Origin of the sequence: Kribbella sp. NBC_00359 (assembly GCF_036097425.1) — a bacterium.
Taxonomy (GTDB): Bacteria; Actinomycetota; Actinomycetes; order Propionibacteriales; family Kribbellaceae; genus Kribbella.
The window spans coordinates 4,269,380-4,284,811 of sequence record NZ_CP107975.1 but is presented as its reverse complement, the minus strand read 5'-3'; the positions used below and the strand labels follow the sequence as shown (position 1 = coordinate 4,284,811).

The window sequence follows — 15,432 nt, the reverse complement described above, 5'->3', positions numbered from 1 at the left end:
TCAGCGGGACGCGTAGTCGATCGTCTCGAACGGCCAGAGCGTGGCCAGCCAGGTGCTGACGGCCTCGTACAGAGCCACGTCCAACTCGGCCCGGTCGGCGCAGACCCACGATCGAACGTCGGTGACGTGTTCGTCGTTGCGGGACGGATAGATGTACACGCAACCGATCACGTCGTCGCTGCCGGCCTCGAGCACGGTGTAGGTGAATCCTCGGCGCTGGACGAAATCGTTCGCGTGACGCTGCAGGTCGCCCAGGTTCGCCTCCGCGGTCATGCCGTCGACCGGCGGCCAGCTGCCCTGGAAGCCCGGAGTCGCGCGAATGTGGCCGATGCTGCTGGTCCATGTGGCGTAATCGGCGGCGTTGTGCTCCGGGCCGAGTGGCTCCAGCCGGAACCGCGGCGTGATCAGCTCAGTGGAGACGACAAAGTCAGGTGGGACGAACGGCTGGCCGGTCATGGTCGAAGGCTATGAGCCGGAGCGCCCCACCGCACCCGAATTGCTCCTGGAGCTAGTGCAGCTCGTGGTGGCCCCGGCCTTTGTTCTTCTTGCCGTGGCGCTTTCCCGAGGACTGGCCGCCGACGCCGCCGAAGAGGGCGAGACCCTTCACCACGACGGTGGGTGCGTTCGGGTCCGGGTCCTCGCTGCCGCGGGCCGCGAACCCGCCGAAGATGCCGACGCCCTCGTTCCGGACGCTCACGCCCTCGGGGACGGTGATGTCGATCCCGCCGAACACAGCGAACGCCCAGATCGTCACCTCGCGGCCCTCGAACACCGCGTCGGTCATGTCCAGGTCGTGGCCGCCGAAGACCGCGACCGCGTTGGTCCGGCGCTTGACCCGCCAGCGGCCCTTCCGCTCACCTCCGCCGAAGATCGCCAGCATGGTGTCGAAGCTCTCCGCCGGGTTCGCCGGCTCCTCGATCGGCACCGGGCTGTTCGACGCGGCCGGCATCGAAACCGCGGCCGACGCCGGCGCGGCCTGACCGGGGACGAGGAGGTCGCGGGTGATCGGCTCGAGCTCGCCCAGCGTTTTCGCCTCCAGCGTCTGCTCGAGCCGGTCGGCATGCTCGTCCTGTGACAACCGCCCCGACATCAGGGCATCCCGCAATACGTCGACGACCTGGTCGCGATCGATGTCGGACGCGCGGAGATGCGCATGCGGATGCGGGCGGTCGGGCAGGTTCTCCATAAGACTGAACGATATATCGACCAAGGCTCGGTGAGGACCCTGATCAAGCCCGGATCAAGCCCTGACCCTCGGCCCACCTCGGACGCGTACGGCGAGGAGGACGGCAAGCAGCGTGATCGCGGCGAAGGCGCAGGCGGTGCCGGGGTAGCCGCCGAGACCGAGGCCCAGGCCGCCGATGGCCGCGCCGAGGAAGGTGCCGAGGCTCATGCCGGCCGCGTTGACACTGAGGGCCGAGCCGCGGAGCTCGCCGCTGCGTCGGACCAGCAGGGTTGTGACGCAGGCGGCGACAGTCGCGTGGCCGGCGCCGATGAGCGCGGTCAGGAGCAGGGTCAGTGGCAGCGTCGGCGAGAAGTAGAAGGCTGTGACACTGATGAAGGCGAGTCCGAGGCCGGCGAGCAGCAGTTTCTCCGGGCTGATCCACGGGCGTTCGAGTGCGAGGTAGCGACCGGCCAGCAGGTTGCCGAGGAAGAACGAGGCGCCGCTCAGCGACCAGACCAGCGCGAACCATCCCGGCGCCAGGCCGAACCTCTCGTCGTAGAAGGCCGCGAGGTAGGCCAGGTACCCCATGAACGCCGCGGTCCGCAGCATCGCAACCGCAAGCAGCGGGAGCGCGCCGGGGATGCGGGCCAACTCCCGGTACGTCGCCAGGTAGCTCATCCGCTCGGCGCCGTCGGCGTAGAGCGGCGCCTTCCGTCCGCGACCGCGCCAGAAGAACGCGACAGACAACGAGAGCGAGACGACGGATGCGGCAAGCAGGTTCCCGCGCCAGCCCCAGAGCAGCCCGGGAACGGCCAGGACCGGCGCGGCCAGCATCGCCATCATCGAGGTGGTCGCGGACACCAACGTCGCGGCCCGCCCAGCCGCCGCCGGCGACCGGAACCGATCCGCCGCCGCGGCTCCGATCGACGGCGCCAGGATCGACGTCGACGCCCCGATCAGCAAGCAGAACGCGGCCAGCGCAAAGACGTTGCCCACCGCACCGAGTGCCGCCGAAACGCCCAGCAACGCAAGGCCTCCCGCGGCCACCAGTTCGCGCGCGAGCCGGTCGATCAACGGCGCCAGCACGAACCCGACCACCAGTGCCGCCAGCCCCCCGAGCCCTCGCAGCCCCCCGATCTCCGCCACATCCCCACCGGCCGCCGCCGCGATCGGCACCAGATACATCCCGAACACGGTGAACGGAATCAAACTCACCGCCGACGCCAGCAAGAACGGCCACAACCGGCGCACCATCCGCCAGTCCCCCGGCACCTCGGCCGGGAGTGCGGTGACGACCGGTGAGTTCTGACCGGGGCTGCTCATAGATCCGTCCTGGAGTGGTAGCGGTACAGGCTCGTCGGGCGGGAGCTGAACTGGGAGAAGGGGAAGGGCTCCGCGGACAGCGCGGTGACGCCGGAGCCAAGGAACGCGCGAGCGACGGCGCTTCCGGTCTGAGCATACACGGCGAGAGGCTTCTCTTGCTGACGGCAATGATCCAGGAGGACGTCGAATGTCCCGTTGGACAAGGTCATTCCGGTGGCGACGACGGCGTCGGCATTGTCGACAACCTGCGTCATATCGCGAGAAACCGGCAGTCCGGACGCGGTTTCGCGGAGGTTGAAATCACACGGCAGACACAATCCGCCGCGCGCCGTGATCGCGTCGACGAGCGGGTTTACCACGCCGATCAGCGCGACTTTGGTGCCCTCAGCAACATCCAGCAGTCCGGCGACCGCCGCGTCACGGGCGCGGGCGCGGACATCCGGCGTACCGGCGGGAAGGACGACCTCCTCGGCGTCGGGCGACACGTGGTGTGGCTCGACCGAGGCCAGGTAGGCGTCAAGCGCGGCGATCCGCACCGGTAGAGGGTCGTCGGATCGCAGTACGTCGGCCAGCGTGCGGCCGGACGTGTCGGCGCAGTACGACGGGTCGAGCTCGCCGGCCTCGAAGGAGCAGGCGCCGAAGACCTCGCCGACGCGGAGCAAAACGTAGTAGTTGCGGTAGGTCACGTCCGCACCCGGCAGACGCGTGGTGTGGTGGAGCCAGAAGGCGCTGGTGACGGCGAACGTGGACGGATCGGGTCCGACGGAGCCCGCGAGGACGGCGGCGACCAACTCGTCCACGGAAGCGAGCGCGGGTGCGGTCATGGCAGATCGGCCAGCCTTTCGGGGTCGGACAGCAGGGCGGACAAACCCGTCACGGACGTCAGACTAATGCGACGGGGTCGCAGATGGAACCTCCTCGCGGCAGGCCCAGACCGACTCCCGCCGGTCCCACGACATCGCCGACCACGGCACCGCCAGTTCGTCCAGCGAGTCGATCTCGCGCGGCCGCATCGACGCCATCGGCCGCGCCTCGGCATGCCGGGCGAACGCGGACTCGACGTACCGCGTCCCGGTGTCGGCGGCGAGAAACACATGCTTCCGGCTGCTGTCGCAGTTGTGCTCCCAGAGCGCCGACAGGTACGCCGCTCCCGCCGAGAGCCCGGCGAAGACACCGGACGTCCGCAGCAGGTCGACCGCGGCCGACATCGCGTAGTCGAACGAGACCCAGTGCAGCCGGTCGTACAACTCGTGCCGGACGTTGCGGAACTCGATCGAGCTGCCGATCCCCGCGATGATCATCTCCGGATCCTGCGTGTGCCCGGCCCCGAACGTGATGCTCCCGAACGGCTGCACGCCGACCAGGTTCACGTCCCGTCCGCGCTCCCGCAGGTACGCCGCGATCGCGCCGGTCGACGCGCCGGTCCCGACCCCACCGACCAGACAGAGCGGCCCGGCCGGCACCACTTCGGCCACGAGTTCGGCGATCGCGCCGTACCCGAGGTAGTGGATGTCGTCGTGATACTGCTGCATCCAGTGGTACGTCGGGTTGTCGCGGAGGATCTCGCCGATCCGGCGGACCCGGAGGTTCTGGTCGAGTTGCAGGTTGTTCGACGACGGCACCTGTTCGACGGTCGCACCGAGGATCTCGAGCTGGATCCTCAACGACCGGTCGACAGTCGTGGAGCCGACGATGTGGCACTTCATCCCGTACCGGTGACAGGCGAGCGCGAGCGCATGCGCATAGATGCCGCTCGAACTGTCGATCAGCGTGTCCCCCGGCCGGACCGCGCCGGTCTCCAGGAGATGGCGTACGGCGCCGAGCGCGGAGTACACCTTCATCGTCTCGAACCGCAAGCAGATCAGGTCGTCGCCGACCCGGATCGGATCCGGATCCTTGATCGCCTCCGCCAGGTGGTCGTGCAGTCGCGTCATCGGCGCGGTTCGCTCCTTGTGTCGGGGGTCAGCACGGGCGGAGATTGTGGGTGATCGATGCGGGCGGCCCTCACCAGCCGCTGGGTCAGTTCGTCCTGCTGGTCGGTCATCACGGTCGTGGGTGGTCCCTGCTCGACGACGCGGCCGGCGTCGATCACCAGGAGGTGGTCCGCGACGGCTGCGACCAGGCCGAGGTCGTGGCCGATCCAGATCAGCGCCGTACCGCGGTCCTTGAGCTCGGTCAGCAGTTCGACGACGAGCGCCGTACCGTGGTCGTCGAGGGCGGTGGTGATCTCGTCGCAGATCAGTACGTCGGGGTGCGCGAGGACCGCTCGGGCCACGGCGGCGCGTTGCAACTCACCTCCGGACAGCCGGCTCGGCGGGCGGGCCGCGGTGATCGCGGCGACGCCGAGACGGGCCAGGGTGGCGACGGCTTCGGCGTGGGCTTCCTCGGGCGGTACGTCGCGCAGACGCTGCGCGGTGCGGGCGATCTGCTGGTCGACCGGGCGGCGTTCGTCGAACGAGCCGCGGACCTCCTGCCAGACGTACTGGATCCGGCGGTTCTCTTCGCGGGATCGCTTGCGGAGGACCGGGAGGGGTTCGTCATCGAAGAGCAGGCGGCCGGTGAAGCGTTCGTGCAGGCCGGCCAGGCAGCGGGCGAGCGTGGTCTTGCCGCTGCCGGACCGCCCGACCACGCCGAGGCAGGCGCCGGCGCGAACGGTGAGGTCGACCTCGCGCAGGACGAGATCCCGGCCGCGGGACCGCAGCGACGCTGACAGGTTCATTGCCTGAAGCAACGGCTGCCCGGCGGCAGTCGTTCCCGCCGCGGCCGGCCTCGGCGTGTCGGGGAGTACGTCGATGCCGCCGGACGCGATCACCTGACCGGCAGACAGCACCACGACCCGGGTCGAGAGCGCCCACGTCTGTTCAGAGCATCGGACATCCCGCACATCCTCACCTTAGTGAAAACGGTTGTCAAATTCAGCGCGCATCCGAACGAGACCAGATCATTCTTTCGGCGCCGAGCTCCGACTGCTCTGCGTGACGGCGTGTCACCCAGTGCCTACTTCCGGGTACGAGGAGTCACCACCTCAGTGCGCGGCGCCAGGTGGTCAGGAAGGGTCAGAACGGACTATTCGTCGCAGTCCGGGGTCGCGCAGGCATCGGCCGGGATGTTGGTCGCGATGCGGTCGAGGAGACCGGCCAGCTGGGTCTGCTCCGCCACAGTCAGGTGGTCGAAGAAGTAGCTGCGGACCGCGGCGACATGGTCCGGCGCGGCGGCTTCGATCGCCTTCCAACCGAGCTCAGTGAGGCGGACCATCGAGCCGCGGGCGTCCGACGCGCACTCCTCGCGGCTGACCAGCCCGCGCTTCTCCATCCGGCTGACCTGGTGGGACAGCCGGCTCCGCTCCCAGCCGACCGACTTGCCCAGGTCGCGAGTACGCAGGACGCCGTCCTCGGCTTCCGACAGTGGGTGCAGCAGCGCGTAGTCGGCGCCGGACAGCCCGGAGTTGCCGATCAACCGCGCTTCCAGGGCACGCATCAGCTCGCGATACGTGTCGCGGTACGACTGCCAGAGCCGCGCCTCACGCGTATCGAGCCACTGCGCATCCACCATTCACCTAGTGTACGGGGATCTGTTGACATGTCACCGAGTACGCGGGTCACGGGGTGCGCGAAAGGGCAACGGCCAGCCCGATCGTCGCGGCCATGATCAGCAACTCGACCACGGCCAGTCGCCGGAAGGCCACCGGGTCCCCAGCCTCCAGCCGCGGGAGGGTCGTCCGCCGATGCCACCAGCCGCCCGCGACCAGGAGGGTGAAGGCGACCGCCTTGGCGAACACGAGAGCGCCGTACCCGGTTGTCACCCACTGCGTGATCAGCGCCCAGCCTTCCTCGCGGCCGCCGAGGTGGATCTCCGCGGTCAGCAGTCCGGTGATCCCCATCGTCACCGCACACACCAGGGCGAGCCCGCTGAACAGCTCGACTCCCTGACGCGAGCGGGCATAGCGCAGTACGGCGGCCAGTCCGCCGACCCAGACGGTTGCCGCGAAGACGTGCACCACCAGCGACGAGGTCGCGAGCACCGACCAGACGTTGGTGCGGTCGAGCGCGCCGTGGCCGGTCAGCAGCGGCCCGACCAGTGCGGCCGCTGTGAGCATCGCGGCGAACCGCGCGCCGCGCAGCGTCCGGCAGCCGCTGAGTACGACGGCCAGGATCGCGGTGAGTACGACGGCGACCGCGAGGGCTCTGACTTGGGTGAGCTGGCCGGCGATGGGCGCGTGCTCGGCGAGATGTGCGAGGGGGATACCGAGGATCACCGCGGCCGTGGTGACGAGGCCGCCGATGCTCGCAACCGCCCAGATGCCCGCGGCCAGCGCGGCGTCCTGGCAGGCGCGCAAGGCCTTCGCGCCGAGCTTCCCGTCGGTTGCCGGGAGGAAGAGTACGACGGCCAGCAGCGCACCGCCCGTGGCCACCGCGGCCGCGTCCGCAACGAAGCGCAGGACCGGAACCGACCAGGACAAAGGCATTCCGGCACCGAGCAGTCCGGCCGGCAACAGTTTCGGAGCCCCGCCCGCGGCGAGCAGGGCGACCACCATCACCACGATGCCTACAGCAACCATCCCGGCCGCCACCATCCAGCCACCGCTGGGCGCCAGGCCCGCACCGCCCTCCCGCGCACCGGCCGCCGGAGCCGGCCCGGCCGGTCCATCGGTGGGTGCCGGTTCCTCGGTCATGGGGAGGCTGGGCGGCGGCGGACGATGACTACGGCCAGGGCGACGACGACCAGCATGACCAGGCACACCGCGACGATGGTGACCGTGTTCGAGTTGCCGGACTGCTGTGCGGTCGGCGGGGCGGCGGAGTCCGTGGCGGGGTGCCCGGCGTGGGTGACGGTGAAGGATCCGGTCACGGTGATCGGGTGGCCGTCGTCCGACACGATGCGGGCGTCGACCTCGTACCGGCCGGCCTCCACCATCGCACCGACCGGCTGGGTCACCGTGTTGTCGATCACCTGGACGTCGCCGCTGGCCACGTTCTTGCCGGTGGGCGACTTCACCTGCACCTGGGTGCCGTTGCTGCCGACCGGCTCGTTGAAGGTCAGCACGACCTTCGTCGGCGGCGCGGCCATCGTGGAACCGTCGGCAGGTGTCATCGACTCGAGTTTGGCGTGCGCCGCCGCCACTCCGGTGGAAACCACCAGAGCGAGCAGCGACGCCACCAGGACAGCGATCAACCGGCGCACGATTACGACTGTGCCTTCTCGGACTCCGGCGTACCAGCCTCACCCGAGGCGGCAACCGGTGCAGCCTTCCGCGGCCGCAAGCCGAACGCGAGACCGAGCAGGCCCACCAGCAGGCCCGCGCCGGCGAGCCAGCGAGCCAACGGGTCGGAGGAATCCTTCGCGTCCGGGGAGGTGGTCGCAGCGACCGGAGTGATCGCCGCGGCCAGTTTCAGCGTCGGCGCCGGGTGCTCCGGCTCGGCCGCGCCGTCCTTGACGACATCGGCCCACTTGACGACCTCCCCGTCGCTGTAGGTCTGGTCGACCGGGAAGCTCAGCGCGTCCACATCCTCGGGGATCTTGCCGACCGACAGCGCGAACTCGTCGAAGTCGTTCGGCGGGATGCCCCCGGCCGCGGCGGTCCAGGTGATCGTGGTGATCGCCTGGGTCAGCGTGACGTCGCCGACCTTGACCGGCGCGGCCAGCTTCTCGGTCTTCTTCTCGACCTTCCACCCGTCCTTTACCTGCGCGCCGACGTGCGCGAACGGGTGGTCCTTGGGCAGCGAGACGACGAGCTTGGTGGTACTGGTGTTGTCCGACTCGGTCGGCACGCGGAAGATCAGCTTCGCGTACCCGCCGGGCTTGGCGTCCGGCGACGACACCGTGACGTGGGCCGACGCCGACGAGGCGGCACCGACGAGCACGAGTGCGGACGCCGCGACGATCGCGCCGGCCCGCAGGACGAATCTCTTGGGCATGAGAGAACCTTTCAAGGGCGTACGAGTAATCCGGCCGAAGCCGGTCAGCGAACTGGAATCACTCGTACGACGGGAGGTCCACGCCGGCAGACGTTCGAGGTGAGCCACGCACCGACGAGCCGTGGCGGTGACGTGCGCGCGAGCGGTGCGGAGGCGATCCGCGGCACCACGTGCACAGCCGGCAACCGCGGCAGGAAGCGGTCGAAGACCCGCAGAACCCGGTGAACCCATCGGTTGGCCCGGCCGATCGCCAGTACGCCGGCAAGCAGGACGCTCAGATGGGCCGCGGTCATGAACAGACTGCCGCCAACGCCGCGGGGCATCGCCATCTCGTGATCCATCGGCCCGTGCGCGGCGTCCAGGGTGACATGGACGAAGAGCTGTACGCCGGCCAGGACGAGGACCGTCAGCACCCGTTCGCCGGCGAGATACTCGCCGAGCAGCCAGCACACTCCAGCCAGCGCGGCGAGCGGCACCAGTACCCCGAGCGGAACCGCCCCGCCGCCGACGAGCGCGTGGCCGACCACCGCGAGCACGACGCTCAGCGCCGCGACCACGGACGTCGTACTGCTCTCGACCGGCATGACTGTCCCCTCGTTCCAGTCACTCTACGGTCAGCGCCGCCGACAGGTTCCCTCAGCGTGCGGAGAGGCTGGTGACCCGCACGCCGTCGACCATGAGTTCAGGTACGGAAAAGATGTGCCGCGTCGGTGCAACCGATCGGCTCGCCATCACGTTGGATCGTCATGACTGGGGAAGGCAGCGGGTGAAGGACGAGACCGAGAGGGACTACATCGACTTCGTCACCCACCAGGCGAACGCTCTGTGCCGGACCGCCTACCTGCTGTGCGGGGACTGGCGGCGGGCCGAGGACGCGACCCAGGAGGCCCTGATCCGGCTGTACCGGGTCTGGGGCCGGATCCATCGCAAGGGCGCGGTCGGCGCGTACGCCCGCAAGGTGGTGGTGTCGACCACCCTGGACGCGCTCCGCCGCAAGTCCAGCCAGGAACTCGTCGGCGGCGACGACTACTTCACCGCCGAGGCGGACCCGGCCGATCCGCTCGGCGTCCTGGAGAACCGGCTCGTCATCACCCAGGCTCTGGCCGAACTGCCGCCCCGCCAGCGAGCCTGCGTCGTACTGCGCTATTTCGACGAACTGTCCGTGGACGAGACGGCCGCCGCGCTCAACTGCCGGCCCGGGACGGTCAAGAGCCAGACCCTGCGGGCCCTCGACAAGCTCCGCACCCACCCCGCCCTCGCCGAACTCATGCAGGGGGTCCTGAATTGACGCGCGAACTGAAGACCTTGATGGACCGCGCGACCGATCGACCGGCGCCGTTCACGCCGGATCCCGCGACACTGGTCGCCGCCGGACGCCGGCAGGTACGCAACCGCCGGATCACCGGATCGCTGGCCGCTCTCGCCGCGGTCGTGGTCCTGGCGGCAGGTGCGGCGGTCGCGGTCGATCTGCAGGGACCGCACGGCGTCGCACCGGCGACGGAACGCAAGCCGACACCACAACCGATCGGGTCCGTGAGACTGTGCACCGCGTCGAACGGCGCGGTGCTCGGGACCGAGCCCTGGGCTTGGCCGGAGGTCGTCTCGGTCTCGGACGTGTACGGGTCCGCCAGCATCCGGCGCGAGCCCACGGCGACGCGCTATCGCTACACCGCCCGCTACGCCTTCTGCACCACCCAGCTGGAGAACGCACCGATGGTGCCGCTCGGAGCCCGCGGCGGCGTCCTGGTCCGTAAGTCCCCCATCGACGCCGTGAGCAGTGTGACCACCGTCTTCGGCCGCGCCTACGGCAAGGACGCGAAGGTTCTCGTCCGGACCCGTGACGGGAAGAGCGGGGAGGCGGTCGTCGCATCCGAGTTCTATGTCTACCGGCACATCGACGCCGGGCCGTGGCCCGGGACGAAGCCGCTCGTCCTCGCCCAGACCTTCGACGCGCGCGGCACCCGCACCGGCCTTGGCCGGTGGTGACCACCGGGTCGTGGATGATGACCTGATGGACGTAGCGGTACTGGAGGTCGGGGGCAGCCACGTGACCGCGGCGGTGGTGTCGCCGGGCGGGTGGGACGTGACCGTGGTCGACCGGCTGAAGCTCGAGTCGCAGCAGCCGGCTGAGGCGGTGGCCGGGCAACTCGCCGCGGCGGCCCGGAAGTTGCCACTGGCAAGCGGTCTGGCGGTGGCGTTGCCCGGGCCGTTCGACTTCGAGACCGGCGTGGCCTGGTATCGCGGCCAGGACAAGTTCGACCAGCTGTACGGGTTCAACCTGGGCGAGAGCCTGCGGGCCGAGCTCGCGCTCGACCGGCTGATGTTCATGAACGACGCGGAGGCCTTCGCGGTCGGCGAGTGGACCGCCGGAGAGGTCCGCGGCGTCGAACGCTGCGTCGGCGTCACCATCGGCACCGGCATCGGTACGGCGTTCCTCGCCGACGGCCGCGTGGTCCGGGCGGGCGAGACCGTGCCGCCAGGCGGTGAGCTCTACAAGACGTCGTACGACGGGAAGCCGCTGGAGGACTCGATTTCCGCCCGGGCGATCCTGCGCGAGTACGCCGCCAGAACCGGCACGGACGAGCCAGGCGTCAAAGAGATCGCCGATCGGGCCAGGGCCGGTGACACCGTCGCTCACGAGGTCCTGCTGACCACCTTCGGCGTACTCGCCTCCGCTCTCGGGCCGTGGCTGGAGCGCTTCGGCGTGGCGAAGACGGTCCTGGGTGGCTCGATCTCCGGCGCCTACGACCTGGTCGCGACAGCCTTCGACTCCCCCGTCTCCGCCACGAAGGACACGGAACACTCGGCCCTCATCGGGGCGGCCGCCCACTACCTTCGTTCCAAGTGAACTGTCGGAGGCTCTCGTTACGGTCAGTCGCATGAAGATCGCAGCACCACGGCTCAGGGCTCACCTCGATCCCGCGTCGCCGGATCGGGACGACATCGACGACGAGACGCGGTTGCTCGACGTCTCCCTGGAGGACGTTGATCTCAGCGATCTGGAGGTCGAGCACCTCGAGCTGAGCGGCTGCCGGCTGACCCGCTGCAAGCTGGCGGGATCGGATCTCGACAAGCTGATCCTGGTCGACACCGAGCTGACCCAATGCGACATCGCGAACGCCCGCTGGGCCGACGCGGCCGTGACGCGGGTGGCGATCACGTCGTCCCGGCTGACCGGGTTCGCCGGTCCGGGGATGAGCCTGCAGCACACCACGATCCGGGACAGCGTGCTCGACTTCGGCTCGTTCCGGTTCGCCAAGTTCCTCAAGGTGGAGTTCGCCGACTGCCGGCTGCAGAACGCGGACTTCGTCTCCGCCGACCTGTCCGGCACGGTCTTCCGCGGCTGCGACTTCACCGGCGCGGAGTTCTCCCAGGTCAAGGCGGCCGGCGCCGTCTTCGTCGACTGCACCTGGGACACCGCCCGCGGCCTCACCTCCCTGATCGGCGCGACCGTCGCCGCCTCCTCCCCGATCGACACCCTGACCTTCGCCAGCGCGGTCACCACGGCCGCCGGAATCACCCTGGTCCACCCGGACGAGCTCGACGGAGCGTGAGCCTGCCCACGTGGCGGCGGGGGCGGCCGGAACGCCCATTAGGGTGGGGCTGTGACTGACTCGACGATCATCTACACCCACACCGACGAGGCTCCGGCGCTGGCCACGTACTCGTTCCTCCCCGTGATCCAGGCGTACGCCGGTCAGGCCGGTGTCGGGGTGGAGACCCGGGACATCTCACTGGCCGGCCGGATCATCGCGCTCTTCCCGGACTACCTGACCGAGGACCAGCGGACCGCGGACGCGCTGACCGAGCTCGGCGAGCTGGCCAAGACGCCCGAGGCGAACATCATCAAGCTGCCGAACGTCTCGGCCTCGATCCCGCAGCTGAAGGCCGCGGTCGCGGAGCTGCAGGCCCAGGGCTACGCGCTGCCGGACTACCCGGACGAGCCGAAGACCGACGAGGAGCGGGCGATCCAGTCCCGCTACGACAAGGTCAAGGGCTCTGCGGTGAACCCGGTGCTGCGCGAGGGCAACTCGGACCGCCGCGCCCCCGCCTCGGTGAAGAACTACGCGAAGACCCACCCACACCGGATGGGCGCCTGGTCGGCCGACTCGAAGACCAACGTCGCCACCATGGGCCAGAACGACTTCCGCACGACCGAGACGTCGGCGGTGATCGAGTCCGCCGGTTCGCTGCGGATCGAGCTGGCCGCCGCGGACGGCACCACCACCGTGCTGCGCGAGTCGGTCCCGGTGCTGGCCGGTGAGGTCGTCGACGCCTCCGTCATGCACGTCGCCGCGCTGCGCGAGTTCCTGACCGCTCAGATCGCCCGCGCGAAGGCCGAGGACGTGCTGTTCTCGGTGCACCTGAAGGCCACCATGATGAAGGTCTCGGACCCGATCGTGTTCGGCCACATGGTGCGCGCCTTCTTCCCGAAGACCTTCGAGCAGTACGGCGAGACCCTCGCGAAGGCGGGCCTGTCCCCGAACGACGGACTGGGCGCGATCCTGAACGGCCTGTCCGCGCTCCCGGAGGGCGACGCGATCAAGGCGTCGTTCGACGCCGAGCTGGCCGACGGACCGGCGCTGGCGATGGTCGACTCGGACAAGGGCATCACCAACCTGCACGTCCCGTCCGACATCATCGTCGACGCGTCGATGCCGGCCATGATCCGTACGTCGGGCCACATGTGGGGACCCGACGGCGCCGAGCACGACACCCTCGCGGTGCTGCCGGACAGCAGCTACGCGGGGATCTACCAGGTCGTCCTGGACGACTGCCGTGCGCACGGTGCCTTCGACCCGGCCACCATGGGCTCGGTGCCGAACGTCGGCCTGATGGCACAGAAGGCCGAGGAGTACGGCTCACACGACAAGACCTTCGAGATCCCGGTCGCCGGCACGGTGCGCCTGGTCGACACGGCGGGCAACGTCGTACTGGAGCAGGCCGTCGAGCCCGGTGACATCTTCCGTGCCTGCCAGACCAAGGACGACCCGATCCGCGACTGGGTGAAGCTGGCCGTCACCCGGGCCCGGGCGACCGGTGACCCGGCGGTGTTCTGGCTGGACGAGACCCGGGCGCACGACGCTCAGATCATCGCGAAGGTCAAGAAGTACCTGCAGGAGCACGACACCGAGGGTCTGGACCTCCGGATCCTCGCGCCGGTGGACGCGATCAAGCTGTCGCTGGAGCGGATCCGCCGCGGTGAGAACACCATCTCGGTGACCGGCAACGTCCTGCGTGACTACCTGACCGACCTGTTCCCGATCCTCGAGCTCGGCACCAGCGCCAAGATGCTGTCGGTCGTCCCGCTGATGGCCGGCGGCGGTCTGTTCGAGACCGGCGCGGGCGGCTCGGCGCCGAAGCACGTGCAGCAGCTGGTCAAGGAGAACTACCTGCGCTGGGACAGCCTGGGCGAGTTCTTCGCGCTGGCCGCGAGCTTCGAGCACCTGGCCCAGGCGACCGGCAACGCGCGCGCCCAGGTCCTCGCCGACACGCTCGACCGGGCGACCGCGACGTTCCTCAACGAGGACAAGTCGCCGACCCGCCGTGTCGGCGGGATCGACAACCGGGGCAGCCACTTCTACCTGTCGCTGTACTGGGCCCAGGAGCTGGCCAAGCAGGCCGACGACGCCGAACTCGCGAAGGCCTTCGCCCCGCTCGCCGAGACCCTCGCGGCGAACGAGCAGACCATCGTCGACGAGCTGCTCGCCGTCCAGGGCAGCCCGGTCGACCTCGGTGGCTACTACCAGCCCGACCCGGCCAAGGCCGCCGCGATCATGCGCCCGTCCAAAACCTGGAACGACGCGCTCGCATCGATCTGACCCAGGCCCGCCGAAGCGCCCGGTGGCCCTCACGGGTCGCCGGGCGCTTTTGCGTGTTCAGGAGGTGAAGGGGACCCGGGTCCAGGTCAGCGTGGCGGGGTTGCGGGGGTCGATGGTGACGCGGAGATAGTTGTTGACGCCGGTGGAGCCGTCGACCGTGATGCGGGAGAGGTTGCTGACCGGGGTGGTCACGCCGTACAGGCTGACCCACTTCGACCCGGCCGCGAGGGGCTTGTCGCTGTTGTAGACGTGGCTGTCGCCGTTGAAGAGGTAGACCGGGCCATGGAAGGACGCGGACTCACGAGCGATGGCCTGAACGATCGGCTGGAACGCGAAGTAGTCGGCGAACGCCGGCGCCGCCACGGTCGGATCGAACATGTCGGCCTGCGTCAGCAGTACGACGGCCCGGTTGTGCTGCTCGCGGGCCTGCGCGAAGGTGTCACGGATGCTCTCGATCACCGCGGCCGTACGCGCGAGCACCTCGGCCGACTGCTCCGGCGTGGGCCCGGTCTTTCCGGTCCACGGCGCCATGCTGTTGTTGCTGCCGACGATGTGCAGGGCCGCGAACGCGACATCGGCCCGAGTGAACCGAACATCCTCGGGGATGGCCTGGTCAGCCTGGCTGCTGACCTTGGCCGGGTGCTCGCCGAGTGTCCGGCCGGGCTGCGGGAAGAACATCGACCGGATCTTCGCCAGTCGCTCCAGCGGGTTGTACCCACCGTTGTTGGCCCGGTGGCAGTCGGTCCACTCGTTGTCCCCGATGGTGTAGACGAGCGGGTCTGCGAAGCGGTCGAACTGCGTCTTCACCTGCGCGAAGTACTCGTCGCTGCACACCGACGAGCCGTCCTTGATGTCACCGAGATGGGTGACCAGCTTCACCTGCTTGTCCGCGTTGATCTCGTCGACCACCTTCGGGAACCCGGCGATCTGGGCCGGACCGTAGGGGATGTCACCGATCACGGCGAACGAATACTTGTCCGGCCCACGATCCGCGGCAGCGGACGGGATCCCGACCGCCAGCCCGACCAGGGCCAAGCAGACCGACACCACAGGCGCACGACGAACTCTCACAGCTTTCTCCACTTCCGAGAGGGATACAGGCCAACCTTTCGGTCCGGTGGTGAACTCCGGCTCACTCCCGCGTGAACATCCCGGCCTGAGAATCCGCTGAGGCTCCCGCCGGGAATTGCGTGGCAGCGGAGTCGGT

General features: G+C 69.4%; 17 protein-coding genes. 5 read left to right on the top strand and 12 right to left on the bottom strand.

Translation table 11 applies throughout. The features are described 5' to 3' along the window. The 11 genes from OG876_RS21025 to OG876_RS20975 all read right to left on the bottom strand — a co-directional run bounded on the left by OG876_RS21025 (position 1) and on the right by OG876_RS20975 (position 8,987). On the bottom strand, positions 1-456 hold the full coding sequence (locus OG876_RS21025) for a GNAT family N-acetyltransferase (RefSeq protein WP_328526598.1): 456 nt from the start codon (positions 454-456) through the stop codon (positions 1-3). 52 nt (positions 457-508) lie between these two features. Continuing rightward, on the bottom strand, positions 509-1,186 hold the full coding sequence (locus tag OG876_RS21020; RefSeq protein WP_328526597.1) for a DUF1707 SHOCT-like domain-containing protein: 678 nt from the start codon (positions 1,184-1,186) through the stop codon (positions 509-511). A gap of 54 nt (positions 1,187-1,240) precedes the next feature. Further along, complete coding sequence (locus OG876_RS21015; protein WP_328526596.1) at positions 1,241-2,488, bottom strand: MFS transporter; 1,248 nt, start codon at positions 2,486-2,488, stop codon at positions 1,241-1,243. Continuing rightward, a complete protein-coding gene (locus OG876_RS21010; RefSeq protein WP_328526595.1) occupies positions 2,485-3,312 on the bottom strand; it encodes a Rossmann-like domain-containing protein in 828 nt (275 codons plus the stop codon). The genes OG876_RS21015 and OG876_RS21010 overlap by 4 nt, the downstream gene beginning before the upstream one ends. A gap of 63 nt (positions 3,313-3,375) precedes the next feature. Next, positions 3,376-4,422, bottom strand: a complete 1,047-nt coding sequence (locus tag OG876_RS21005) for a pyridoxal-phosphate dependent enzyme (RefSeq protein WP_328526594.1) — start codon at positions 4,420-4,422, stop codon at positions 3,376-3,378. Next, positions 4,419-5,372 carry an ATP-binding cassette domain-containing protein gene (locus OG876_RS21000; protein ID WP_328526593.1) on the bottom strand — a complete coding sequence of 318 codons (954 nt, stop codon included), beginning with the start codon at positions 5,370-5,372 and terminating at the stop codon, positions 4,419-4,421. Before OG876_RS21000 ends, OG876_RS21005 begins: the two co-directional genes overlap by 4 nt. 182 nt (positions 5,373-5,554) lie before the next feature. Then, positions 5,555-6,040 carry a MarR family winged helix-turn-helix transcriptional regulator gene (locus OG876_RS20995; RefSeq protein WP_328526592.1) on the bottom strand — a complete coding sequence of 162 codons (486 nt, stop codon included), beginning with the start codon at positions 6,038-6,040 and terminating at the stop codon, positions 5,555-5,557. 46 nt (positions 6,041-6,086) lie between these two features. Next, positions 6,087-7,160, bottom strand: a complete 1,074-nt coding sequence (locus tag OG876_RS20990) for a copper resistance D family protein (RefSeq protein WP_328526591.1) — start codon at positions 7,158-7,160, stop codon at positions 6,087-6,089. Beyond that, positions 7,157-7,669, bottom strand: a complete 513-nt coding sequence (locus OG876_RS20985; RefSeq protein WP_328526590.1) for a copper resistance CopC family protein — start codon at positions 7,667-7,669, stop codon at positions 7,157-7,159. The genes OG876_RS20990 and OG876_RS20985 overlap by 4 nt, the downstream gene beginning before the upstream one ends. 2 nt (positions 7,670-7,671) lie before the next feature. Continuing rightward, on the bottom strand, positions 7,672-8,403 hold the full coding sequence (locus tag OG876_RS20980; RefSeq protein WP_328526589.1) for a YcnI family copper-binding membrane protein: 732 nt from the start codon (positions 8,401-8,403) through the stop codon (positions 7,672-7,674). A gap of 44 nt (positions 8,404-8,447) precedes the next feature. Beyond that, positions 8,448-8,987, bottom strand: coding sequence for a hypothetical protein (locus tag OG876_RS20975; protein ID WP_328526588.1), 540 nt, complete (start codon positions 8,985-8,987; stop codon positions 8,448-8,450). 182 nt (positions 8,988-9,169) lie between these two features. Here OG876_RS20975 and OG876_RS20970 point away from each other — a divergent pair, with 182 nt between their 5' ends. The 5 genes from OG876_RS20970 to OG876_RS20950 are packed head-to-tail and all read left to right on the top strand — an operon-like array spanning position 9,170 to position 14,225. Further along, positions 9,170-9,691, top strand: coding sequence for a SigE family RNA polymerase sigma factor (locus OG876_RS20970; protein ID WP_328526587.1), 522 nt, complete (start codon positions 9,170-9,172; stop codon positions 9,689-9,691). Continuing rightward, the gene (locus OG876_RS20965) at positions 9,688-10,389 is read left to right on the top strand and encodes a hypothetical protein (protein ID WP_328526586.1); all 702 of its coding nucleotides are present in this window, start codon (positions 9,688-9,690) and stop codon (positions 10,387-10,389) included. Before OG876_RS20970 ends, OG876_RS20965 begins: the two co-directional genes overlap by 4 nt. Before the next feature lie 25 nt (positions 10,390-10,414). Then, on the top strand, positions 10,415-11,251 hold the full coding sequence (locus OG876_RS20960) for an ROK family protein (RefSeq protein WP_328526585.1): 837 nt from the start codon (positions 10,415-10,417) through the stop codon (positions 11,249-11,251). Between the two features lie 31 nt (positions 11,252-11,282). Next, positions 11,283-11,957 (top strand): pentapeptide repeat-containing protein, encoded by a 675-nt coding sequence (locus tag OG876_RS20955; RefSeq protein ID WP_328526584.1) that lies wholly within the window; start codon positions 11,283-11,285, stop codon positions 11,955-11,957. Positions 11,958-12,008: 51 nt separating this feature from the next. Next, positions 12,009-14,225, top strand: a complete 2,217-nt coding sequence (locus OG876_RS20950; protein ID WP_328526583.1) for an NADP-dependent isocitrate dehydrogenase — start codon at positions 12,009-12,011, stop codon at positions 14,223-14,225. 57 nt (positions 14,226-14,282) lie between these two features. On the opposite strand, the gene OG876_RS20945 is transcribed toward OG876_RS20950, so the two are convergent. Continuing rightward, positions 14,283-15,296 (bottom strand): metallophosphoesterase, encoded by a 1,014-nt coding sequence (locus OG876_RS20945; RefSeq protein ID WP_328526582.1) that lies wholly within the window; start codon positions 15,294-15,296, stop codon positions 14,283-14,285. Positions 15,297-15,432: the final 136 nt, after the last annotated feature.

Excerpts from the sequence above, each read along its gene's own strand:
- OG876_RS20980 (WP_328526589.1), bottom strand. The coding sequence starts at position 8,403 with ATGCCCAAGAGATTCGTCCTGCGGGCCGGCGCGATCGTCGCGGCGTCC.
- OG876_RS21025 (WP_328526598.1), bottom strand. The coding sequence starts at position 456 with ATGACCGGCCAGCCGTTCGTCCCACCTGACTTTGTCGTCTCCACTGAG.
- OG876_RS20960 (WP_328526585.1), top strand. The coding sequence starts at position 10,415 with ATGGACGTAGCGGTACTGGAGGTCGGGGGCAGCCACGTGACCGCGGCG.
- OG876_RS21020 (WP_328526597.1), bottom strand. The coding sequence starts at position 1,186 with ATGGAGAACCTGCCCGACCGCCCGCATCCGCATGCGCATCTCCGCGCG.
- OG876_RS21015 (WP_328526596.1), bottom strand. The coding sequence starts at position 2,488 with ATGAGCAGCCCCGGTCAGAACTCACCGGTCGTCACCGCACTCCCGGCC.
- OG876_RS20955 (WP_328526584.1), top strand. The coding sequence starts at position 11,283 with ATGAAGATCGCAGCACCACGGCTCAGGGCTCACCTCGATCCCGCGTCG.
- OG876_RS20975 (WP_328526588.1), bottom strand. The coding sequence starts at position 8,987 with ATGCCGGTCGAGAGCAGTACGACGTCCGTGGTCGCGGCGCTGAGCGTC.
- OG876_RS21010 (WP_328526595.1), bottom strand. The coding sequence starts at position 3,312 with ATGACCGCACCCGCGCTCGCTTCCGTGGACGAGTTGGTCGCCGCCGTC.
- OG876_RS20990 (WP_328526591.1), bottom strand. The coding sequence starts at position 7,160 with ATGACCGAGGAACCGGCACCCACCGATGGACCGGCCGGGCCGGCTCCG.
- OG876_RS21005 (WP_328526594.1), bottom strand. The coding sequence starts at position 4,422 with ATGACGCGACTGCACGACCACCTGGCGGAGGCGATCAAGGATCCGGAT.
- OG876_RS20995 (WP_328526592.1), bottom strand. The coding sequence starts at position 6,040 with ATGGTGGATGCGCAGTGGCTCGATACGCGTGAGGCGCGGCTCTGGCAG.